A 23284-nucleotide genomic window follows, 5' to 3' on the forward strand; every position below is an offset into this window, starting at 1 on the left:
TGTTGTTTTTTAGTTCTATACATAGAATGTCCATATCACCAAACAGGAATATAAAAGAAGTCCGCTGAACGATAACATGGGCTTCTCCCAGATTCGTCTACTCCAAGTAATGTATATAATTTTCGGAATTCACGATATCTATAGGCAACAGTTTCTTTCCCGGAATTTTCTTGTCGAATGCGAAATATTCGGAGAGATAGCTCACCCCGAGATAGGCCTGTTGTCTCGGGTTCTGGTGTATGAGAAAATCGATGACACCAGACTCCAGGGCTTTGATGTTCTTCTCGATAAGGTCATACCCTACTACAGGGATGCCGGCATGTGTTTCCGGCAGCGCACCGTCCAGCAGGTACCCTTTGGAGGTCGTCACAAAAAGCCCGGAAACATCGGGATGCTCCGCAAAGAAATGCTTCATGGATTGTGCCACGTTTTTGATATCCTTATGCGGCAGGGTCTGGGTGATAATGGTTGTGTTACCCTTCAATCCTTCGTAATAATCCCGGAAACCTTTTTCCTTCTCCTGCATGTGGATGGCATTCTGGTAGGCTTCATCGGCATGGATAACCGCGACTTTCTTATCGTCTCCGAGGAGTTGATGCAGCAGTTTGCCGGCTACCCTCCCGCTCTGGTGCAGATCCTGCCCGATAAAACTCCCGGCCTGGCCTTCCGGCAAGGAACCGTTGAAGGTGGCCAGGCCTATTTTTTTCTTTACACACTTTTCGGCAAATGCCAGGGATTCCTGGTAAAACAACGGTACAAATACTACACCGTCCGGCTCCTGCTTGAGCACCTGCTTACAGGTGGCGTTAAAGCTTTTTGTACCGGAAGGGTCAAAGAAAACGGCCTCTACCATCACGCCGAAGGACTGGAATTCGCGCGAGGCTGCGTTGATCCCTTCCACACAGGGCGCCCAATACGGATCCTGTTCCGGATCGGGAAGCAGTACATATAGGGTATATGTTTTGTTCTTTTTGAGATTCCGGGCCACAAGATTGGGCTGATAATCGATTTCCTTCAGGATACGGGTGATCTTTTCATAGGCTTTTTTAGAGACCTTTCCTCTCTTGTGTATTACCCGGTCCACCGTCCCCTTGGAAATACCTGCCATATAAGCGATATCGGCTATGGTATATTTCTTCTTACTCATTGTGTACAATTATATCCCAAATATAAAAAATATTGTTTTATACCGTCTGTCCATACCTTATATACTGTTATACAGGTATCCGTAAACCCGGATTGCAACACCCCGAATGGCCTGAAAACCTCGCGGGCCCGCAAATATAAGTCAACCGGAAATAAAATACCTGCATCTGCATACAATTAAGTGTGCTCGACAACATTTCTGCCTGAAATTCTTGATTTTAATCAAATCAAAGTTTACATTCGTATAAATAACATTTTTACAACCCAAAAACCAACCGTCTGAAACCGTTAAGAAACCAAAACAAAGCTCCTATCACCTGATACAGGACATGTCTGTATACCATAGGCGTGTCCCGGGAATACGCTGCAACAGGTTTTTCCCGGCCCTGTTTTTGTTTCTTTTAATCTACTTATGTGATGCAAAACCATACCATACAAAAATCTGGCAGACTTTACGCACTTGACATTTTCCGGGGAGCCACCATGTTTTTACTGATCGCCGAAGCTGCGGGGTTTCACGAACATTTTTATGCCTGGTCAGAACATACTCCGTTCAGGGGATTGGCCGAACAACTGATCCATCATCCCTGGCATGGCCTGCGGTTCTGGGACCTGATCCAGCCTTTTTTTATGTTTATCGTCGGTGTCGCCATGCCGTTTTCACTCCGGAAAAGACTTCGGCCCGGTACACAGGGCGCAGCAACCCGGCATATCCTGAAACGCTGTTTTCTCCTGTTTGCTTTCGGGGTCCTCCTGCATTGTGTGTACAGCCATGCCCTGGTCTGGGAACTTTGGAATGTGTTGGTCCAGATGGCGTTTACCATACTCATTGCCTACGGTATTATGAAACTTTCCGCACCTTGGCAGTGGGCCATTTCTGCAGGGCTGCTGGTACTTACCGAAATACTTTACAGGGCTTACAACCCGTCTGATCCGTACGGACAGGAAACCAATTTCGGCAGCTTTACAGACCTGCTCACTATGGGAAAGACCAACAGCGGGCACTGGGTCTTTATCAATTTCATCCCTACGGCAGCCCATACGATATGGGGTGTTATATGTGGCAAAATACTTTTGTCCGACAGCAAAAAGCACCGCTATAAGCTCCGGTATTTCCTCGTGGCAGGAGCACTACTGTGCTGTACGGGAGTACTCCTGGATCTCATGCACATTACCCCGATCATCAAAAGGATCGCTACCACGTCTTTTACCTTAGTCTCGGGCGGAATTGCCATCTGGGCACTCACTTTCTGCTACTGGTTTATAGACCTCAAAGGCAATCATTACAAATGGCTTCATATATTTGCAGCGGTCGGAACGAATTCCATCTTTATTTATCTCTTCTCCGAAACTGTCGGCATACAATGGTTCCGGGGATTTGGTATGATCTTTACCGGAGGCCTCCTCTCCCCCCTGGGCATTCCGGAAGGTGTGATCCTCGTATTCAACGCCTTATTCGTGCTTTTTATGTTCTGGTATATCACCCGTTTCCTGGATTCCAGGAAAATATATTTCAGAATATGACGCCACAATTATCATATAACACATGGTTACAAACCGAAAAACTTATGGCAAACAAACTTTCAAACACACCTTAAAACAAACTAAATCAACATGATACAAGAATAATAAAAAAGTATAAAATAAAAGCTTCGAGTAATTGTGCTCGAGCACATATTTTATTACATTTGCATAGATCGTTTTACAGATACTTTTAATTTTATGATATTGTCATCATATCCATAACCATTTTATACATGGCCAATCATATCAATCCAGGAGAGGATATCTATTCCATTGCCCCGGGCAGGGTTTGTCTTTTCGGAGACCACCAGGATTACCTGGGTCTTCCGGTCATTGCCTGTGCAATAAACCGTTTTGTAAAGCTCCGGGCGGTCCCCAATGACCGTGGCGTATTTCACCTCAACCTGAAAGACCTTGGAGAAGAACGTACCATTAACCTCGATGTCTCCACGGAAAAATTACAGTACAGGGATTACCTGTTATCGTCCCTGCGGGTACTTCACCGTTACGGTTGTGTACCGGACCGGGGTTACGACATCGAAATACGCGGTGATGTACCGATGAATGCGGGGATTTCGAGTTCGACTGCCGTCGTTGTGGCCTGGATCAACTTCCTGGCTTCCACCTTTGGCATCAATCAACCTCTTACCCCCGAACTGCTTTCCCGTATTGCTTATGAAGCGGAAGTTACGGAACACGGAGAACCGGGCGGCAAAATGGACCAGTACAGTATCGGGGTTGGTAACATCGTACATATCGAAACAGGAAAGCACTTTTCATGCAACATTATCGGACATGCCCTTGACGGACTGATCGTAGCGGAATCGGGGGTTCCGAAAGAGACCATAGGAACGTTGAGCCGCCTGAAAAACAATGCGCTCGATGCCGTGGCACACATCAGGACCAAATATCCGGACTTCATACTGGCACACACAGCACCTGAAGATATCGAAAAATATCTTCACGCCCTGCCCGAAGCTTTGCACCCCTTCTTTGAGGCTGCGATAAAAAACCATGCCTGTACCCGCCAGGCCCTGGAGATATTGAAGCACAAAACACCCGACATGAAACGTCTTGGCGGGCTGATGAACGAGCACCATGCGATTCTGCGGGACCTGCTCCACATCACGGTACCCCGTATAGATGACATGGTCAATGCCGCCCTGGAGGCCGGGGCTTTCGGAGCCAAGATCGTAGGGTCGGGAGGCGGGGGCAGCATCGTGGTCATCGCACCGGAAAAACAACAGAACGTTATAGAAGCACTGCGTCTGGCCGGGGCCCAGGATGCTTACCGCGTGTCGGTAGACCGGGGTGCCCGCATACCGGACAACGTATTAGAACCATAATAAACCACCAGAAACATGCACGACAATCTGATTATTTTAGCAGGAGGAGCTTCCTCCAGGATGAAAAAACCATCGACTTCTACCGCACTGTCGGAAGATGAGATCAACCAGGCTAACGAACGGAGTAAAGGACTTATCGGCGTAGGACCCAACGGAAGGCCTTTGCTCGACTATGTCCTCTATAACGCCCGAAAAGCAGGGTATAAAAACATCTATATCGTAATCAGCGAGCAGGGAGCATTGTTTAAGGAGTTCTACGGCAGCCAACTGAAAGACAACGATTTTCACGGCATGAACATTTCATTTGCCATACAGTATATCCCGGAAGGCCGTGAAAAACCTCTCGGAACGGCTGATGCCCTGTTCCAGGCCGTAACACAGTTTCCCGAACTGAACGAACAGTTTTATTCCGTTTGCAACAGTGATAACCTGTATTCGGCCGAGGCTTTCCTGGAGCTCCGGAAATCCCGGGCGCCCCATGCTTTTATCGCTTATGACAGGGATGCCCTCGAATTCCCGCACGAAAGGGTCTCCAGGTTTGCCGTTGCCCACATGGACAACGACAATGCCCTGCTGAACATCGTAGAAAAGCCAGCCGTGGAAGACATTCCGAAATACGCGGATGAAAAGGGAAAGATAAGGGTGAGTATGAATGCTTTTAAATTTGAAGGAAAAGCTTTTTATCCCTACCTTAAAAACTGCCCGATCCACCCGGAACGCAACGAAAAAGAGCTGCCTACCGCCTTACTCAACATGGTCCATGATTTTCCGGGAACCGCTGTCGGTATTCCCTTTGCCGAACACGTTCCGGACCTTACGGCCAAAGATGATATCGTCGACGTTAAAAGATACCTGGAAAAACATTTTCCGGAACTCCATTGGGGATAATCCCCTCGCAAAGACAATCCGTTACACCATAAAAAATCCGTACTACGCGCCCTCCAAAAAGAGGGCGTGTTAAGTTTTATACGGTTTGGCGTCAGCCATACAAGAGCTGTGGTTGCCCGCACAGGCTATCTGAATCCTCGATGAGAATACCACACTACCCATCGCCCGCCCTGCACACTTGCGATAACCATAAAAAAATAAAAGCTGCCTTTTACGGCAGCTTTTAACTAATCAAATCAAAATAACTAAAAAACAAAGTTCAAACATTGCATTGTTATTCGAGTCCGGACAAATCCACCACAGGCGGCACGCCCGAAGCTTCGCGGGTGTGATAGCTGTCTATTTCCGTATTCGTACTGAAAAAGCCGCAGTTTTGCATAAAGAACGCGTTACCTTCGGCTCCTCCCGCATAATCCATCCGGGCCTCTTTCCTGGCCGTGGCGTCGGCGGTAAATTTCGCCCTGGTGAGTTCGTGCCATGTACCGGACACATCTCTTACCCACTGATTGGCGTACATTCCTTTTCGGCTTTTAAAGCCTGTTTCCGTACGGAAATTTTCCAGGAACGAGTGCGGTCTGGTCAGGTATGTGCTGGTATGCGGCCTGCGGAAGCTCGCTATAAGTTGCCAGTTCCCGGTCTCGGGGGCATAGAACCATGCCGTGAAATCGGTGGAGTTGTTTACGGAGGGCTCTCCTTTAAGCAAAAACTTATAGGTTGTTCCGGCTGTCCACATGAATTTTTTATAACTCTGTCCCCCGGAACCTTCATTACCGAATTCTCCCGTCTGTACATCCGGTCCTTTATCGAGCAGAATAATCTTGTAATCATCCGGAATGGTAGAGGGGTCATCGGTTTCGTAAGGGCTCCATACGGAAAACAATATTCTGCGTTCCGACTCCGAATTGACCTGGATACCAAAATATCCCTGCCCGAAACCATTGGCCATAAAGTAAGATCCCAGGACATCTTCGCCTTCCGGTACGGTAACTTCGTTATAAAACCAAAGAATATCGGAAGAGGCCGGCACATCGTACGTCAGATGAACGGAAGGCCCCCGGCGTCCCCAGTAAAAATCGTCCTTTACATAATATACGGTATCTTCGGTTGCACTCCCCCCGATTAACACCTCATTAACATCGGCGATATAATCGGACGTCTTTTCCTTACCCTGTAATTCCACATAATAATAACCGGGATTTTCCACCTCGAATTTCCCGATGGAAACGTCTTCGTAATCCGTATTTTCGAGGGTAATCTCCCGGGTATCACCGTCGAGGGTCACATTCAGTACGGATGCACCGGTTGGTGCTTTGGCATGGAGCCCTACATAAATCTCACCCGGAGCAGTCACCTTAAACCAGGTCCGGATCACTTGTCCGGTATCGGTCCAGTTATGGACCCCCGAATCGAAAATTACGTCTTCATTGGCCCCTGTATCGTTAACGATCCAACTGTTTCCGCCCGGGGGAATACGAATGGTGTATTCCGGCACTTCGGTTTCTTCATCGGTATTGCCGGGAATGCCGTTACCGTTAATACAGGAGGCAAAGAGCCCTGCCACCAGCAGTACATAACATTGTTTTATAAGATAATAAGCCATAACATAAGTGGTTTTTGGTTAATCGTTCTGTGTCAATGTCGGCTGTGCATTGATCTGGTTTTCCGGGATAAATTCTATGACCCGTTTGTCTGTAGGCTGTACTTCGAAATACGGTTTGTTACCATTGAGGTGGGTTCCGGGATAGCGTCTGTTCAACACCCTGTTATTACGGAAAACATCGAACTTGCGGTGCCCTTCAAAGGCCAGCTCCAGACGGCGTTCTTCGAGAACGATATCCAGTACGTCTTTTCCGGACGGAATGTTCGACACATCTTCGTATTGCGGTATACCCGCACGCTCCCGGATGATATCGACATTCTTTATCGCTTCTCCCGCATTTCCCGCCTTGGCATAGGCTTCTGCCTTATTAAGGTACATTTCGGCCAGCCGGGATACGACGGGCGACCATAATTGCGGGATATTTTCCTGCATGGATGCTTTCAGGATATAGAATTTCGGATAGCCGTTACGTTTCTCCATATCGTAATCTTTGATCACGTATATTTTTTCCCCGCCGTACTCGATGTAATACCGGGTAAGATCACCATCGGTTTCGGACTGCACAGGCACGTTGCTTCCGTCTTCGGTAAAATAGGTCGTTCCGTTTTGCTCGGATGTTCTGCGGAACTGGTATTTATAATCCGTATCCACCCAGTATACCGCAGGGATACGGTCGCCGTTTTCGTCGGTAAGGTACTGGGCTTCTATAAATGCTTTTCGCACATCTTCGGGGTGCTCATCGATTAGCTGCAGGTAAGACCACGATGCATACATCTCTCCCCATCCTACATTCTGTATCGAAGCATAGAGAGACCCTACAGTGTACCACCCATTGCTGTAATCGGACTCCTTGCGATAGCGTAAACAGAAAATAGTTTCGGTATTATCTTCAGGGACCTTGACGAAATATCTTCCCATTTCGGATTGTGGTACTAACTGAAAGCGCTGGGAATCGATCACCTTATCGGCATAGGTTATGGCCTTTTCATTCTCGCCCATATACAGGTACACCCTGGACAGCAAGGCCTGTGCAGCTTCTTTGGTGGCGTATGCATTGGACTTGTCGAGCGTCATCAGGGATTCTGCCTTGAGCAGATCGGAGACTACCTGATCGTAGACTTCCCCTACCGTATTTCTGTCCGGAAGGTCTTCTACATCGGCGGTGAGTTTCAGGGGTATTCCGAGGTTGGAAGTTCCCTGGTTGTAAGGTCTGCCGTAGATATTTACCATTTCAAAAAACACATAGGCCCTCAGAAAATAGTTTTCCCCTATGAGCTGATCGGATTCGGGCGATTCTCCTTCGGCGATCAGCGATATGACCTTGTTACACCCTACGACAGCCCGAAAACCCGAAGACCAGAGATCATTAGACCGGTAGCTGTTTACGATATTCTGATAATTATACGAATAAAACAACGGGTCTGTCGTTGTTCCGCTCAGGGCAATGTTATCACCGGGGTACTCGGTGTACCGGTGCAATTGCGGGGCAAAACCATAACCGTCGGGATCTCCTTTAAGGATAGAATAGTTTCCTAAGGTCACGGCCTCAATAGCGCCTTCGTTCTCAAAAAGTTCTTCTTCCCGGATATCCTCATACGGAAACCGGTCTACGTTACAGGCGACCAGGGTGACCGCCGTAAAGATGGTATATATAATGCGTTTCATGTGTCTTTCGGCTTTACGTTAAAATGAAAGGTTTATCCCCAGTGTCAGTCGCTGCGATACGGGATATAACATACTGTAGTACCCCACTCCCTGGATCGGGTTGTTAGGGTCTACCCCCACTTCCGGATCCATTCCGGAAAAGTCGGTAAACGTCAACAGGTTATCACCGGACAGGTACAACTCGGCATTGGTGATCCCTACCGAACTCAGCCAGGTTTGCGGAATGGTATATCCGACCCTTATATTTCGCAACCGGAGATAACTCCCGTCCTCGAGGTACCTGGACGATATCTTGTTGGACAGGCTGTTTCCGCCATACACCAGCCGGGGGTGTGTAGCCTCGTCACCGGGCTGCTCCCACCTGCTCCATCCGTCGGCAAGCACTTGCTGATTGTAGGTGGGGTATGCCCCGTCCGCATCGTAAAGCTCCCTGCTCGAATTGTATATTTTCCCACCTTTACTGAATACGAAATTGGCTGAAAAAGTGATCCCTTTATAAGCCAGCCTGGTATTGAACCCTCCGTAGAAATCGGGAGAGGCCGTTCCTACTTTCTGCCGGGTTGCACTGTTGTAATCGGAAGTCTGTGATTTTTCACCGGTTTGCGGATCGACTACTTCCCACAACGGATCCCCGGTCTGGGTATCTACACCGAGCCACTTACGCATATACCAGGTATTGACATCTTCCCCTTTACGGAAGATCTTGGTATCGTTGTTTATAATATCCTGGTTTTCGAACAACTCGGTAATTTCGTTCTTATTGGTTCCGATGTTAAAACCTACACTCCAGGAAAAGGTATCGGTAGCAAAAGCATCGAAAGAGGCGGAAGCTTCATATCCGATATTCTTTACGCCTCCTATATTCTCCCAGTAACCGTCATACCCGGAAGATGCAGGTAGCTTGACGAAGTAGAGCAGGTCGGAAGTATTTTTGTTATAGTATTCCAGGGAAAGGTTCAGTTTATTGAAAAACCTGGTATCTAAACCGATGTTGGTCTGATAGGACTTCTCCCAGGCCAGGTCGTCATTGCGCAGTTGCTTGAGGGCAGCAGCGGGACGTCCGTCATAAGGGTTATCCACAGAATACAGCTCGAACTGCGGGTACAGGTTGTCCGGCCGGTTCCCCAGGGCGCCGTAACTGGCTCTTAACTTTAACTGATCTACCGCTTCGACATTAAAAAAATCTTCGTTGTGAATATTCCATCCTCCACTGAAGGAGTAGAATGTTCCGTACTGGTTATCCAGCCCGAAGTTGGACGCTCCGTCCCTACGCAGGGAAACCTGGGCGAGATAACGATCAGCATAACCGTAATTGGCATTGACAAGAACGGACTGTAATGCATATTCGTTCTTGGTGCCGCCTACTGCTCCGGGGGTAACGGTATTTCCGAGAACCTCATCGCCGGAGATAAGCCCGCGCCCCGTTGCCGACATGCTTTCATATACATAATCGTTGTATTCGTAAGCCACAAGCGCATTGATACTGTGATCGCCGAAGGTATTGGAGTACCGGAGCATCTGGTTGGTAAACCGCGTGATCCTTTTGGAATCGAACTGGTAAAGCTCACCGTTTACAGCCTGCCCGGAAGTAGATTGCGGATCGGTGTATGACTTGTTGTCGCTGCGGAAAAGCGTATAGCTGTTGGTAGAAATAAATTTCAGATTAGGCAGTATTTCAAATTCGACGTCGAAATTGGAATAGAGGTTAAACTCAGTGCCCTTCGTATAATTCCACTGCAGGTCATAGAGGTAATTACTCTGGTCCCTTCCGTACCAGCTCCCGGAAAAATCTCTTGGGTTAATAAGGTTTCCTTCCCCGTCATAAGGAGCATCCCAGGGCAGGTTGAGATACATCTGGTACAGGGAATGCTGCCTGTTTTCGCGCGTGTTATAGTTTACGGCAAATTTGGGCTTCAGCGTAAGCCTGTCGTTTACTTTGTAGTCGTGGTTCAGACGAAAACTCAGACGATCGAATTCGTAGTCCTTAACCGTTCCGGTCTCATCATAGTATCCGAGTGAAATAAATGTTTTGGATTTTTCGGTACCGGCGGTAAACGTGAGGGTATGATCCTGTACGGTTCCGGTTTTGGTACTGTTATCTATCCAGTTGTAATTGTTCTGCAACACCTCTTCCGAAAACCAGTCGGGAATATTACCGGGATTGGTAAACTTTCCGAAATAATCGTACAACTGGTTGCCGTTCATCACTTCGAAATTCCCCTGGTTAAAAAAGGAAAAACCGGTCTTGGAGGAGAGCGTAAGCTGACTTTTCCCTGTTTTTCCCTGTTTGGTGGTCACCACGACAACCCCGTTGGCTCCGCGGGAACCGTAGAGCGAAGTCGCCGAAGCATCTTTCAGCACGGAGACCGACTCTATTTCGTTGGGATTGAGATTGGGCGTACCGTGAACAATGACCCCGTCCACAACCCACAGCGGACTTACATTTCCGTTAATGGCAGCAAGTCCCCGAATTCGGATGGAAGGAAGCGATCCCGGCTGTCCGGAACCCTGCATAACCTGTACCCCGGAGGCTTTTCCCTGAAGCATGGTAGAGACATCGGGTGAGGTGATGTCGGTAAGCTCTTTGGAACTTACACTTTGTACCGAAGCGGTTACATCCGACTTTTTCTGGGTACCGTAGGCAACCACGACAACCTCATCCAATTCCGAAACATCTTCCTTGAGTTGTACATCGATAGTGGTTTGTCCGTTTATCGTAATGACCTGGGTAATCATACCGATATACGATATTTCGAGGGCTTTGCCTTCTGCGGGAACCGTAATCGAATATTCTCCGTCCATCCCAGTGGAAGCTCCGACAGAAGTCCCTTTGACGACCACACTGGCCCCCATAATGGGAACCCCGGTATCGTCCGTAACCACTCCTTTTACGGTTAAATTAGATTGTGCACGAACACATAAAAAACCGAAAAAGGAGAAGACCAAAAAGATCCATACATTTTTCATAAAATCTGAGTTTGAGTTAGTAGTTTAAAAGTAAACAACCTTTACCCGGTGCACGACCGGATGAAAGCTGCTGTGAGATCAGTTAATAGGTGTCTTTAATCCAGTTGTAGGGTTGTCTCCTTACCCACATTCCCCTGGTAAAATCGGGAAAATCCTGGGGCTCCCCGTTGTTTTCTATGGAAGCTTCGGAAAGCGGTGTTATGGCACTCCATGCCGCGGCATCGTAGGCATCCAGAGGCGGTGCTATATTTTGTTTTGCCGACTCTACAAAAGCGTTCAGCACGAAGAAATCCATTCCGCCATGGCCTGCCCCCGTAGCGTGTTCGCCATACTTCTTCCAGAGCGGGTGATCGTACTTACGAAGCCATTCCTTATCGGAATCCCACCGATGTGGTTCGGATTTCCCTTCTATGTAGATGCGGTCGCCGTCATTTTCCCAAAGCCCGTTTGCGCCCTGAACCCGGAAACCGAGCGAATACGGCCTCGGAAGGTTACAATCGTGTGTTACGATAATCGTTTCGCCCTTAGCGGTCTCTATGGTGGTTGTAATCACATCTCCCTGCTTGAATTTCACCTTCGCATTCGGATGATCCTCTCCACCGTGTTTTACGATATAATTGTGGAGTCCGATAGCTTTGGTAGCGTTGGAGGTAAGTGATACGAAACGGTTTCCCCTGTTGATATCGCACATCACAGCTATAGGTCCTGCGCCATGTGTGGGATACGTATCCCCGTTGCGGAGTACGGAATGCCAGGTTCTCCATTTGGCTTCGGAAATCGCATTGTCCCCGAATTCCACTCCCCCGCCATACGGTTGTTTGCCGTTGTTGAATTTTACCTCACGGAGATCGTGCTGGTAACCGCAGCGGAAGTGGACGAGTTCGCCAAAGACATTTTGTTTGACCATATTAAGTACGGCCAGGATGTCTCTCCTGTAATTGACGTTTTCCAGGATCATAAGGTGCGAGCCTGTGGCTTCGTGTGTATTCACAAGGTCCCAGCATTCTTCGAGCGTATTGGCTGCAGAAACCTCGAGACCCGTGTACTTCCCGGCCTTCATGGCATCTACCGCCATCCGGGTATGCCACAGCCACGGTGTAGCGATAACAACAGCATCGACTTCTTTCAACTCCAGAAGATTACGATAGTCGTGGTCGGAATTACCGAAGAGCTTCGGTTTTTTAAAACCGGCATCTTCTATTTTCTTCACGGCAATCTTAATGCGTTCCGGATCTACATCGCAGATCGCTGTGATCTCTACGTCTTTTCGCTGTAACGCATTGTTAAGGTGGTTCGTTCCGCGAAGCCCCACACCTATAAATGCAAGCCGGAGTTTAGTATCTCCTTTGCCGTATATGCTCCCGAAAGACATATTGGGCACAACGGAAATACCAGCCCCCGCTATGGCTGTTTTTTTGATAAAATCCCTTCTTGAACTCATTTCAGTCAGTATTATGGTTTGTTAAAGTATTCCGGATTAATTTCTTTTACGAAGAAATAAATTTTTTACTAAAAAACAAATGTGTTCGAGAACAATTTTATATACAGAACAAAATTTTAACAGAATGTGAGAAGCCTGCGTTGCTTTTTTCTTGTATTTTTTGTAATAAAAAAAATACCGGATTCGTAATCTCAGATAAAGATCATTCCGAATCCCAGATAAAGTAATGTGGTTAAAACTCCCGCCACCAATGCATAGGGCAACTGGGTATTTACATGGTCGATATGGTCGCTTCCCGATGCCATGGAGGATATGATCGATGTATCTGAAATCGGCGAACAGTGGTCACCGAAAACCCCGCCACCAAGTGTTGCGGCAACAACCAGGGTAAGTTCGGCCTGATGTATTTCTGCCATAGGAATGGCAATAGCCATCATAATGGCAAAGGTACCCCATGAGGTCCCTGTAGAAAAGGCGATAAATGCACTGATAATAAAGATTATCGCCGGCAAAAACTGCGGGGAGAGCCAATCTTTGGAAAAATCAGCCACAAACGCCCCGGTACCCAATGCATTACAGGCATTACCAATGGCAAATGCAAAAAGCATAAGTAGTGCGAGCGGCATAAGTTCACTGATCCCCTTTAGCGTAATGTCGATCATCTCCTTAGTACGCATAATTCCCTGTGCCCTGTACATGACCATAGCCGTTAACAGGGAAGCAAGTACGGCATATAGCACGGCAGAAGATCCGGACCCCTGCCCTATAGCCCTGAAGATATGATCGCCGGGCCCGGTGGGGTCTTCTACATTATCCCACCCCGTATACGCGAGGTTAACAGGCATCATAAAAACCATGACGGCCAGCGGAACGATCATATTAAAAGCCCTGGGGTTTACGCCTTCCTTTGATTTAAAGGAGGTAACTTCATCGGAAAGCATGGGCTTTGCATTGTCGTTCATCAGTTTTCCGGTCTCCCGTGTCCGCTTCTCCGCCCGGGCCATCGGACCGAAATCCTTTTTGGACACAATTACCGCCAGGACAATAAGTATTGTAATGAGAGGGTAAAAATTATAGGCAATAGACGACAGCATGAGTGCAAACGGCTGTTCGGTTCCCTGCGTGACCAGCAATCCCATAATAAATGCCCCCCAGGCATTAAACGGAATGAGAATAGAGGAAGGTGCGGAGGTCGAATCTGCAATATAAGCCAGCTTTTCACGGGGGATCTTCAATTCGTCAAACACCGGCCGGTATAACGTACCTACGGTAAGCGAACTGATATTGGTTTCTACAAAAAGTAAAAGCCCGGTTACCATAGCCAATAACTGCACAATGATCCGGCTATACCCTTTCTGTTTTTTCTCCACACAGGCAATAAGCTTATTGAGCTGTATGATAAAACCTTCCACGCCTCTCGAATACTGGATAAACAGCAACAAAGCGCCCACCAGGGCACTGAACATGATAGTCCTCGTATTTCCGGGCGATTTAAATACATCTACAAAACCCTCTATTGTAGCCAGCGTACCGTCCAGTACATTCCAGTCGCTCATGATCAGCCATGAAAACCAGATCCCGAAAAGCAGGGCGAGATATACCTGTTTGGTGCGCAAAGCCAGGATAATCGCCAGCACCGGGGGTAAAACGGAGAGAAAACCATAATTGTCCATGTCGTATTCTATATGCAGATTGCTTTTAGCATGTTACCGACCCGTCGACTATTTGTGATAGGCCTGCACAAAATAGGTGATTTTTGATTAAAATACTAATGGACGAGGCATTTGGAAATTTTCTCAAAAAAATGACCTCCCTAAACCACTCATAACCAACACCTATACAACGCTTAAATGTATATATTCAAAAAATACCCGGTAATTATTTGGTAAACCATAAAAAGCTCGTATATTTGCCACCGCAAACATCGCGGGATAGAGCAGTAGGTAGCTCGTCGGGCTCATAACCCGAAGGTCACTGGTTCGAGTCCAGTTCCCGCTACAACGGAAGAAACCTCAGTAAACACTGGGGTTTCGGCGTTTTATGACCCCTCGTTTTTTAGTGAAGAAAATGGATTTTTCTCACAAAATGAGCCAATAAACGAGCCAACTAATATCGAAAAGTTGATGCAGAAAAAATTTCTGCCCTCAAAACTACCAATTTGGAGAGTTTTTGGAGCATTAGAAGGACTCATCGAACCGTTTCCATCGAAATTTCTCTCCCTGCTTGCGTCGAAGAAATGCGTTGCAATGAGCCCTGTCGAAATGTTTTTTCAGGTTTTCCGACTCATGTCTCGTGGGCTTACCCCAAGGTTGTTGACTAACCAACATTTGTGTTTATTTCATCTTCCCTAACAAAGCCACATCTTTATACCAGTTTTTCATCAAGCGGTTATAGGCATCTTGTGTTTTGGTAATACGAAGTGTATGTGGCGAGCCTTTTTTGATGGTTTCGGTCTTCAAATCAATGACGACGTTTTTTATAGCCGATACCATTTCGTTTCTTTCATCCTGTTTTTTACGAAAGTCAAAGACCACTTCATCGGGTGATTCCAAAAAGGCTTTTAATATTTTCCATTGCGCCCCGTAATACCCGGTTGTATCAGGTACCGGGCGGCTCCAATCGGCAGGTGGTTGTGGTTTGTTATCTACACGTTGTTGCAGGTATTCGCGACAAAATGAAAACAGCTTTTCCGTAAGTTCAGATGATTTTGTTGTAGTTAACAATTTAGGGACCATCACTTTGTGCATGTATTCCCATTGCGCTTTTTTTGTAAGGGCTTCAACAATTGTTTTTATCCATTCTTTTTCGGTTAGAATTTGTGACAGTTGAAACAAATTGGAAAGTGCTACTGCATTAATCCCCTGTTTAGTATTGGCATACAACTTTTTAAAGTGATTGGGCAACAATGCTATTTGTTGCAAGGCAACAGACTTTAAAGCACCGGTATCTGTCATTGCGTTTAGCACGCCAAGCAATTTTTCCAGAACCGGAAATGTAATATCCACTGCTATTTTTTCAAACACTATTATTGCGTTCTCAACAGGCAGAAATTGAAAGAGTTTAACCCAATGATCCGAATCTATTTTTTTAAAAAAGAATTGCAAACGCTCCAGGTCTAATTTCATCAGAAAGACCTTTTCGTTTCTATTGATAAGCCAGTCGGCTACAGCGTTATAGTTTTCTTTTTTGTCCGACCGGGATCTGCCGTTTAATCCGCTGGTTAACATATCTTCCACCGCCGCAACTTCCGCATCGCTTATTTTCTGTGTACGATTGAAAAAGGCAATCCAGTTGAGTTGGGTTGCCGCATTTTGAGCATACAATAATTCTGCATTCGTCTCCGGCGACCAAATCATTACTGCCCCGTAGTGGTACCAATGCATGATGTCGGGGCCATAATTGCCCATATAGCCTGTCGACTCTTTAATGAGAGGTTCTCCTTCGTTAAGAAGAAAGGAAGTTATCAATTCGTCTTCTTCAAAATCCATCTGATCGAAAGCCGGCAGTTCGTTTTCCAGCCAGTGTTCTATCGACAAGTATTCGTCATATACTTCTCCCATTTCGATGCTCTCGTCATCTCCATAATATCCGTCATATTCCGGAGTTCCGGTAAGATAAGATGTAACCAAACATAATTTTGTATAATACCCCGCCTGTTTTGCTGCCAGTAAAAGGGCTTCGGCTTTAGCACGGTCGTTCAGTTTTAATGTCTCTTTCGAAAAGCTTTTGGGAGTGTATTGATGCCCGAGTAAGATGATATAAGGATTATTCAGCGGATTGTTTTCGACAAATAATCCGGCGATCCTGCTGGCGTGGCTTTGCAAAGATTGCGGTTCGATTTTTTTTCCTGCCTTTTGCTGGACAAGATTATATACCAGGCAAACACGATAGCCCGAAGTAAGCGGTCTTACCTCGTGATCGCAATCTGCGTAAAAAGCGGCGTAGTTTAAGGTATGACCGGGATTTGTATTGGCAAAATCGGCAGTTACCTCATTTCCATCAAAACGAATTATCAATTCTCCGCCGGTGTATTGGGAAGGCAAACCAATGACAAGCGAACCAAACATTCCCTTTTCTTTTTCCGTATCTTTGTGCGATAGAAAAAAATCGCCTTCTTCGTAAATAAGCAGTTTATAAAGATGTGCCGTAACGATACAATTTTCCAGTCCGAGGTCGGTTTTGATATTCTTGATGGCTTTTTCTAAAAAACCGTTCCAGTTCGGATTGTTGAAATGCAGTTTATCGGCATCAATTTCCCAGGCACTCCGCACGTTATTATCCACTATGGTTTGGCTGCCCTTCCCAAAGGGTGCTTTGTGTGCAGCCTCTATTAACGCCTTTGCCTGAAGTTGATTTATCGGATAGGCTATTTCGCCTATCGTTTCGACCTCCAGACCGGGAAATAAAAAATCTGCTGTGCGGATGCTTGCAAATTTCCCACTGCCTTTGATGTCTTGTAAACAGATAAGGATATTTTTCTTTAGCCGATTCATTTTCTTTTTTATTTAATCCACTTATCGTTTATTTTATAGCGGAGTTCATTGATGTGCTTCGCAATTGTTTTTAATTAGGTCAGATGCCCGCCTGCCGGCAGAGCAGGGAATTCCCTAAGAACATTATCGGTTGGTTTGCTCGAATTGTTAATGGGCATTTCATAAGTATCTACCACATTAACTTATGGTGCTTATTTTTGTATATGTAGACCTGTTTTATAATTGGTATTGCGATATGAAATAATCCAAATATTCCGGGATCATTGTCCCCAGGAAATACGGGAGGTTCATTAAAATATAAGGTGTGCCTTTAGGGGTTGTACTTTTTTGCACTTTAAATTCTCCGGCATAGACGCGAACTGCATACGGATGGTTCACGCTGTCCATAAATTGATGCAGTGATTTCAGCGAACCCGTACTCCCTGATTTGATTTCAATGGGAATTACCAGTCCTTTCGTCTCATAAATCAAATCTACTTCTGCTGAAGCCTGATTCTTTTCCCGAACCCAAAAAAGAGGTATCGTTTGCTTTCGGGACCGTATGGAAATAAGTTCCTGGGTGATGATGTGGGGAATGATGGCTCCTTTATAACTCTCGCTTAAATCCTCCATCATAACCATTTTGGAGGCAATGCCCAGGATATAATTGAGTATTCCCGTATCCAAAAATTGTAAGCGTGGATGCTTTTTTAAATCGGGGAGTATAGGTAGCTCAATAGCGGTGGTCGGATAAATGAGGTGTATGATCTTGACAAGGTCCAAGTTCCTGAATGCCTCCCCCACTTCCCTGGATCTGTAATTTGAATTTCCGAAATTCTGGAACTTGACCCGTTGATCTACTGCGAATGCTGCAGTTGCCATAATATGTTTCAGTATGTTCCTCGCTGTGGCATTGCCTGCATATTTTTCGGTATCGCTTATATAGGCTCCCCAGATACTTTCATAAATGGTGGCAAGGTCGGAAATAAGCTCCCCACTGATATGGGCATCCACAATCTCCGGCATTCCTCCTATGATGGTATATTGATTGAACAGCTTTAAAAGGGTATGGTGTGCCGCCGGTTTTATGGGAATTTCACTTAAGGCCTCAAGTGCGGCCTTTTGTCCCATAGCTTCCAAATATTCCCTGAAATTAAAAGGATAGAGATATAGAAATTCTACCCTCCCTACGGGAAAACTTTGTACTTCCTTTAAGGCAAATTCCAGTAGGGAACCTGCCGCTATCACATGAAGTTCCGGTACTTCTTCGTAAAAATAACGTAATAGCTGAATGGCTTTGGGCTGTCCTTGTACTTCATCAAGGAATAATAAGGTACTGCCCAGTTCCTTTGAAGTAATATTGTTGGATATCAATAAGGACTCAAGGATGGTATGGACATCATCGGTTTGCTCAAAATAGTTACTATCCTCTTTCTTTTCAAGATTCAGGTAAATGCTATGCTTATACGTTTTGGCAAAGTCCCTGACCAATGTCGTTTTTCCAACTTGTCTGGCCCCCCTTATGATAAGGGGCTTTCTATTGGATTTTTTTTTCCAACTGTCAAGTTCTACCGTAAGTTCTCGTTTATAGCTCACAGCCCATCAATTTGTAATGAAATAAACCCAAAAATACAATTTTCTTGTAACAAAATAAGAGTTGTTTTTCTATTTTTTTGTAATAAAACAAAGGATGCTTCTCTGTCTATTAGGAATTAAACTTATAAGTACTTTCCTTCGGCCCATTCCCCTACATTCCATTCCTCTTCACCTACGGCTGACTTCCTAAGGTGTTTATTTCCACATTTTCCATACTGACCGGTTCAGACGATACTTTACATAAAATGAATTAGTCAATATTTAATCGGACAACGACAAGTATATGAGTAATTTCTACGACAGAGCAGAAGAATTAATATCAGCTGTTCTTACTTTCCTATTTTTTCCATCATTATTGTAAATTTTATGTACCTTTGGCTCCCTTTCAGAAGACTTAGGGAAACCCCTTTCCATCTTTTGAAGGATGTACTTTGATAAAACAAGAATGGACTGTAAAAATCGCTGCCTTTGTCATAGCCGTAGCTTTACAGGTACATTAGTCGTATATTGAGCCATTTAGTATTTTAGGGTTTGGGCATTGCTAATCGCTTCAAATCCTCCAAAAAATGGTTCGAAAATTGTTTTGCTAAGGCTATTACGAAAAGCCTCAGGACATCCTGATGCGTTTTTGGGTCATTAACTCAGTTGGTTTAGAGTGTCACCTTGACAGGGTGGAAGTCACTGGTTCGAATCCAGTATGACCCACGTTTAAGTATAATAAAAAAGGTCTAAAAAGGCAGCCTCGTTTTTTTCGGGTAGGTCCGAGAAAAATCTCAAATACGCAAATCTCACGTCACGTGGAAAAAACTTTTTAGACGCCTAAAGATATCCTACCTCAACCTTACCCTCACCACATACATATCATTCGTAATATACAATATCTTTTCATCGTCTGAAAGAGCTACATTCGAAGCAGATTCTTCCAGTCTTATTTTCCCCAGCACTTTTGCATTTTTATCGAATATCCATATTCCACCCGGGCCGCTGGCATAGACATTCCCTTTTTTATCAATCTTTAATCCGTCCGGAAGTCCTTTGAGTCCTTTTCGCTCGTTCGTCGCGCTGTAAAACAGTTCGGGGTCTTGTCCGGTTTTCTCCGGGTCCAGAAGATACCAATTGGCCACACCGGGATCGGAACTGGCTACGAGGAGCTTTTGCTCCCCGGGAAAAAAGGCAATGCCGTTAGGCCTGGTAATCTTCCCGGTCAGTAATACGATTTCCCCGTTCTCTTTTAGCTTATACACTCCGTTAACATCAATTTCCTTTGCCGGATCGTCATCGTTCTGCATAGGCAGGCCGTAAGGCGGATCTGTAAAGAACAATGCGCCGCTGCTGTTATATACCGCATCATTGGGACTGCTGAATTTTTTGCCTTTATACCGGTCGGCCAGGGTTTCAAACACGGGTTTCGGATTGTTGAGCGGGGCTTTCATACGCGCCATCTGCCGGTTACCGTGCTGACAAAGCACAAGATTTCCCCGGGTATCCAGTAACAAGCCGTTACTGCCGGGCTCTTTACTCTTGCTCGGTGTTGTTCCGGTATAACCGCTGGGACGCAGGTAAACTTCTTTCCCCCCGGTTTCCGTCCATTTGAATATCGTATTCTCCGGAACGTCCGAGAACAGTAACATCTGTTCCGATTCTATCCATAAGGGTCCTTCACTCCAGGTAAAACCTTCGGCTATAACCGCTATCTCGGCATTGGTTTTAACAATGGCATCAAGATCCGGGTCGAGACGTTCGATATATCCGGAGATTTTCTGAGCCGTGACGGGGTTTATTATAAAAATCAGAATTGGTATAAGCAATGAGGCCTTCATACGATATGATGTTTCTTTAGTGTATACGGGAGATTATTTTTTTTACCTTTTTTCTTTATAAGCTGAGATAGCTTACGGCCCACCATATCAGTAAAAACTGTAAGGGTATCCGCAATATCAGCAACCAGCGTGGAACACCGGCCCCGGCTTCCGGGGAGGAAAGCATGTGAAAGTGAACGGTGAAAAATACCAGGAGCATCAATATAATACCGTAAACCGCATAGTCTTTGGTTACCGGAAAACACAGAGCCATACCGAGCAGGATCTCTGCTACTCCACTCCAGTATACCATAGCCCGATGTGCAGGAATATACGGGGGCATGATCTTTATATACATGCGGGGGTTGATAAAATGGTTTATTCCGGCCAACACATAAAGCACAGCCATCAGGTAAAGATGCCAGGGGTCATTCATTATTTTTTTAAGGTAAGATACATTTTTTATCCGGCTTTACCAATGACCGCATAGACCACAAGGTAATTTTGTATACCAAAAATCCCCCGACACTTTCCGTGCACGGGGGATATCAGCTGCTTTTTTAGCATTCCGGAGAACTACGGCTTATTGTGTCATCCCGTTATTTTCCAGCAGATAATTCGTGATCAGCGTATATAAATGCCACTGGGTATTTGCGCCTTCATAGATACCGTGCGAACGGTTGGGATAGGCCATCATCCGGAATTGCTTGTTCTGTCGGATCAGCTCATTAACCAGGTATTCCATGTTCTGATAGTGCACGTTATCATCGCCGGTACCGTGAATGATGAGCAGGTTTCCTTCGAGGTTCCCGGCATGGGTAACAGGGGAACCTTCGATAAAATCTTCCGGGTTTTCCTGAGGAAGTCCCATATAGCGTTCCTGGTAGACGTTGTCATAAAAAAGCTGGTTGGCTACAGCAGCTACGGCTATTCCCGTTTTGTATATTTCCGGGTAGCGGAACATGAGATTGAGCGTCATGGAACCTCCCCCGCTCCATCCCCAGACAGAAACTTTTTCTTTGTCTATAAAGTCCCATTTCAGCACTTCTTTTGCCGCCAGTGCCTGGTCGTCCGCATTGATTACGCCCAATTTCCTGTAAATACTCTTGCGCCATGCACTACCCTTAAGCGAGGGTGTACCGCGGTTGTCCATATTGATAATAACAAATCCCTTTTGGGCCAGGAAAATATCATAGAGACCTATCCAGCTATCGGTAGCCATCTGTCCCCAGGGTTCTCCGTATACATGAAATATTACGGGGTATCTCTTTGATGGGTCAAAACCGGAAGGTTTCGTCATACGTCCTTCTACCTCTACACCTTCTGAGGTTGTGACCCGGAAAAACTCAACAGACGGACGGTCCAGCGTTTGCAGTTTATTTTTTAATACCTTATTATCCACCAGGACACTTACGGTCTTATGGTCCGGTAAACGTACGAGCCGGGTAGTTATCGGGCTTTCGGCATCGGTATGGTGGTGAATGGCATATTTGCCATCCGGTGCTATATTGTAGGTATTCACCCCGCTGAAATCGTCCGGGGTAAGGCGCTTCAGCGTACCTTCACCGTTCAGCGGCACACTGTACAGGTAACGCTGAGCCGGATCGTCAGGCGAAGCGCTGAACAGCATATCCTTACCGGTAATGGCATAATAAGCAGCCACATCGTATTCCCCCGGGGTAAGCAATGTTTTACTCCCGTCTTTCAGGCTTATTTTATAGATATGCCTCCATCCGTCTTTTTCCGTCATCCGCAGGAGTGACGTATTGTTATCGGTCAGCAGAAAATCGTTGTTCCCCCATTGATTGGAAGATATGTCCGGATACCGCAGGTCTACCCAGGTATCTTCGGTTTCGGTATATATCTTTTGCAGATCGCCGGACGAAGGGCTATAGGTATAGATACGGAGTTCGTTTTGTTTCCGGTTGAGCTGCTGGATTAGCAGCAGGTCTTCATCCACCCATTGCATGGCCGGCAGGTAATGCTGTACGGGATCGCCGGGAACAGGTATCCAGGTAATTTCGACGGAATTCACATCAACTACACCCACCCTGGTTTCGGAAGGGTCATACCCTACTTTGGGATATTGCAACGGAACGGGTTTGGCATAGACCGAATCGGTATTGTTTATCATATAGAAAGTACCGATGTCCGAGGCATCGAGTTGCCAGAATGCTATTTTTGATGCATCCGGGCTCCAGCTGAACCCGTCGCGCATACCAAATTCTTCTTCATATACCCAATCGAACGTACCGTTGATGATGTCTCCGTCACCATCTTTGGTAAGCTGTGTAACTTCTCCTGTTGTAAAGTCTTCTTTGTAGATGTTAAATCCCTGCACATAAGCCACAAAAGCATTATCCCTGGAAAACTTGGCAAACATCAGGGAAGAGGAAGGGAAATCTTTTCCTATACGGCTCAGGTTACCGCTATCGAAATCATATACCCAGTAATCGCCCTTGGTATTGGAGCGCCAAACGCGGCTGGAATTGGTAAAGATCAGCACTTTGGATTCGTCGGGAGACAAGGTGAAATCTTCGATATTCAGGCCTTTATCCGCACCTTCCGGTGTGATAGCCGATGCGGAAAGATATATACTGCTCTTGTTATTTTTGCTGATATATTTTATCAACTGGTCTGCTCCTTTCTCATCCCGTTCTATGGTTACGAAAGCTGTACCGCCTTCGACCCAGAAAACAGGGCGTTGCCGCTCTGCACGGAATTCGGAGGAATTATAAATACGGTCCAGGGTAAGCTCCGGACCGGTCTCCTGTGCGCCGAGCCACGCCGTGCCTGACAACAGCAGGGTCAACAGTAGTTTGTGTATCGTTTTCACGTTG

14 protein-coding genes and 2 tRNA genes are annotated in these 23284 nt (G+C 46.1%); 5 read left to right on the forward strand and 11 right to left on the reverse strand.

Annotation, left to right across the window (positions count from 1 at the left end):
* Positions 1–97: 97 nt before the first annotated feature.
* Entirely contained in the window at positions 98–1147 is a 1050-nt protein-coding gene (locus tag BT112_RS15115; RefSeq protein ID WP_072318227.1) for a LacI family DNA-binding transcriptional regulator, read from the reverse strand.
* Positions 1148–1563: 416 nt separating this feature from the next.
* On the opposite strand from BT112_RS15115, the gene BT112_RS15120 reads away from it, so the two are divergent.
* The 3 genes from BT112_RS15120 (at position 1564) to BT112_RS15130 (ending at position 4904) form a co-directional block, all read left to right on the forward strand.
* Complete coding sequence (locus BT112_RS15120; protein WP_072318228.1) at positions 1564–2670, forward strand: acyltransferase family protein; 1107 nt, start codon at positions 1564–1566, stop codon at positions 2668–2670.
* 233 nt (positions 2671–2903) lie between these two features.
* Positions 2904–4016 carry a mevalonate kinase family protein gene (locus BT112_RS15125; protein WP_072318229.1) on the forward strand — a complete coding sequence of 371 codons (1113 nt, stop codon included), beginning with the start codon at positions 2904–2906 and terminating at the stop codon, positions 4014–4016.
* A gap of 15 nt (positions 4017–4031) precedes the next feature.
* Positions 4032–4904: a sugar phosphate nucleotidyltransferase gene (locus tag BT112_RS15130; protein ID WP_072318230.1), complete on the forward strand. Its 873-nt coding sequence runs from the start codon at positions 4032–4034 to the stop codon at positions 4902–4904.
* A 274-nt stretch (positions 4905–5178) separates the two neighbouring features.
* Here BT112_RS15130 and BT112_RS15135 read toward each other — a convergent pair whose 3' ends face one another.
* The 5 genes from BT112_RS15135 to BT112_RS15155 form a co-directional block, all read right to left on the reverse strand.
* Positions 5179–6504 carry a DUF3472 domain-containing protein gene (locus tag BT112_RS15135; RefSeq protein WP_072318231.1) on the reverse strand — a complete coding sequence of 442 codons (1326 nt, stop codon included), beginning with the start codon at positions 6502–6504 and terminating at the stop codon, positions 5179–5181.
* An 18-nt stretch (positions 6505–6522) separates the two neighbouring features.
* Positions 6523–8169, reverse strand: a complete 1647-nt coding sequence (locus BT112_RS15140) for a RagB/SusD family nutrient uptake outer membrane protein (RefSeq protein ID WP_072318232.1) — start codon at positions 8167–8169, stop codon at positions 6523–6525.
* 18 nt (positions 8170–8187) lie between these two features.
* Entirely contained in the window at positions 8188–11136 is a 2949-nt protein-coding gene (locus BT112_RS15145) for a SusC/RagA family TonB-linked outer membrane protein (RefSeq protein WP_072318233.1), read from the reverse strand.
* An 82-nt stretch (positions 11137–11218) separates the two neighbouring features.
* Entirely contained in the window at positions 11219–12577 is a 1359-nt protein-coding gene (locus tag BT112_RS15150) for a Gfo/Idh/MocA family protein (RefSeq protein ID WP_072318234.1), read from the reverse strand.
* Positions 12578–12768: 191 nt separating this feature from the next.
* Complete coding sequence (locus tag BT112_RS15155) at positions 12769–14250, reverse strand: Na+/H+ antiporter NhaC family protein (protein ID WP_072318235.1); 1482 nt, start codon at positions 14248–14250, stop codon at positions 12769–12771.
* A 252-nt stretch (positions 14251–14502) separates the two neighbouring features.
* Here BT112_RS15155 and BT112_RS15160 point away from each other — a divergent pair.
* A tRNA-Met gene (locus tag BT112_RS15160) sits at positions 14503–14575 on the forward strand.
* 335 nt (positions 14576–14910) lie between these two features.
* On the opposite strand, the gene BT112_RS15165 is transcribed toward BT112_RS15160, so the two are convergent.
* Positions 14911–17070, reverse strand: a complete 2160-nt coding sequence (locus BT112_RS15165; protein ID WP_072318236.1) for a 2OG-Fe(II) oxygenase — start codon at positions 17068–17070, stop codon at positions 14911–14913.
* 216 nt (positions 17071–17286) lie between these two features.
* Positions 17287–18645 carry an ATP-binding protein gene (locus tag BT112_RS15170; RefSeq protein WP_072318237.1) on the reverse strand — a complete coding sequence of 453 codons (1359 nt, stop codon included), beginning with the start codon at positions 18643–18645 and terminating at the stop codon, positions 17287–17289.
* Positions 18646–19275: 630 nt separating this feature from the next.
* On the opposite strand from BT112_RS15170, the gene BT112_RS15175 reads away from it, so the two are divergent.
* A tRNA-Val gene (locus BT112_RS15175) sits at positions 19276–19350 on the forward strand.
* Positions 19351–19475: 125 nt separating this feature from the next.
* Here the strand turns inward: BT112_RS15175 and BT112_RS15180 are convergent.
* The 3 genes from BT112_RS15180 to BT112_RS15190 form a co-directional block, all read right to left on the reverse strand.
* The gene (locus tag BT112_RS15180) at positions 19476–20465 is read right to left on the reverse strand and encodes an SMP-30/gluconolactonase/LRE family protein (protein ID WP_072318238.1); all 990 of its coding nucleotides are present in this window, start codon (positions 20463–20465) and stop codon (positions 19476–19478) included.
* A gap of 55 nt (positions 20466–20520) precedes the next feature.
* Positions 20521–20880: a DoxX family protein gene (locus tag BT112_RS15185; RefSeq protein ID WP_072318239.1), complete on the reverse strand. Its 360-nt coding sequence runs from the start codon at positions 20878–20880 to the stop codon at positions 20521–20523.
* Positions 20881–21027: 147 nt separating this feature from the next.
* Positions 21028–23280, reverse strand: coding sequence for a S9 family peptidase (locus BT112_RS15190; protein WP_083564949.1), 2253 nt, complete (start codon positions 23278–23280; stop codon positions 21028–21030).
* Positions 23281–23284 lie beyond the last annotated feature (4 nt).

This window comes from Sinomicrobium oceani (genome assembly GCF_900119185.1).
GTDB classification, from domain to species: Bacteria; Bacteroidota; Bacteroidia; order Flavobacteriales; family Flavobacteriaceae; genus Sinomicrobium; species Sinomicrobium oceani.

Bases quoted from the DNA above. Each gene is read 5' to 3' on its own strand.
- BT112_RS15115 (WP_072318227.1), bottom strand. From the start codon at position 1,147: ATGAGTAAGAAGAAATATACCATAGCCGATATCGCTTATATGGCAGGT.
- BT112_RS15120 (WP_072318228.1), top strand. From the start codon at position 1,564: ATGCAAAACCATACCATACAAAAATCTGGCAGACTTTACGCACTTGAC.
- BT112_RS15125 (WP_072318229.1), top strand. From the start codon at position 2,904: ATGGCCAATCATATCAATCCAGGAGAGGATATCTATTCCATTGCCCCG.
- BT112_RS15130 (WP_072318230.1), top strand. From the start codon at position 4,032: ATGCACGACAATCTGATTATTTTAGCAGGAGGAGCTTCCTCCAGGATG.
- BT112_RS15135 (WP_072318231.1), bottom strand. From the start codon at position 6,504: ATGGCTTATTATCTTATAAAACAATGTTATGTACTGCTGGTGGCAGGG.
- BT112_RS15140 (WP_072318232.1), bottom strand. From the start codon at position 8,169: ATGAAACGCATTATATATACCATCTTTACGGCGGTCACCCTGGTCGCC.
- BT112_RS15145 (WP_072318233.1), bottom strand. From the start codon at position 11,136: ATGAAAAATGTATGGATCTTTTTGGTCTTCTCCTTTTTCGGTTTTTTA.
- BT112_RS15150 (WP_072318234.1), bottom strand. From the start codon at position 12,577: ATGAGTTCAAGAAGGGATTTTATCAAAAAAACAGCCATAGCGGGGGCT.
- BT112_RS15155 (WP_072318235.1), bottom strand. From the start codon at position 14,250: ATGGACAATTATGGTTTTCTCTCCGTTTTACCCCCGGTGCTGGCGATT.
- BT112_RS15165 (WP_072318236.1), bottom strand. From the start codon at position 17,070: ATGAATCGGCTAAAGAAAAATATCCTTATCTGTTTACAAGACATCAAA.
- BT112_RS15180 (WP_072318238.1), bottom strand. From the start codon at position 20,465: ATGAAGGCCTCATTGCTTATACCAATTCTGATTTTTATAATAAACCCC.
- BT112_RS15185 (WP_072318239.1), bottom strand. From the start codon at position 20,880: ATGAATGACCCCTGGCATCTTTACCTGATGGCTGTGCTTTATGTGTTG.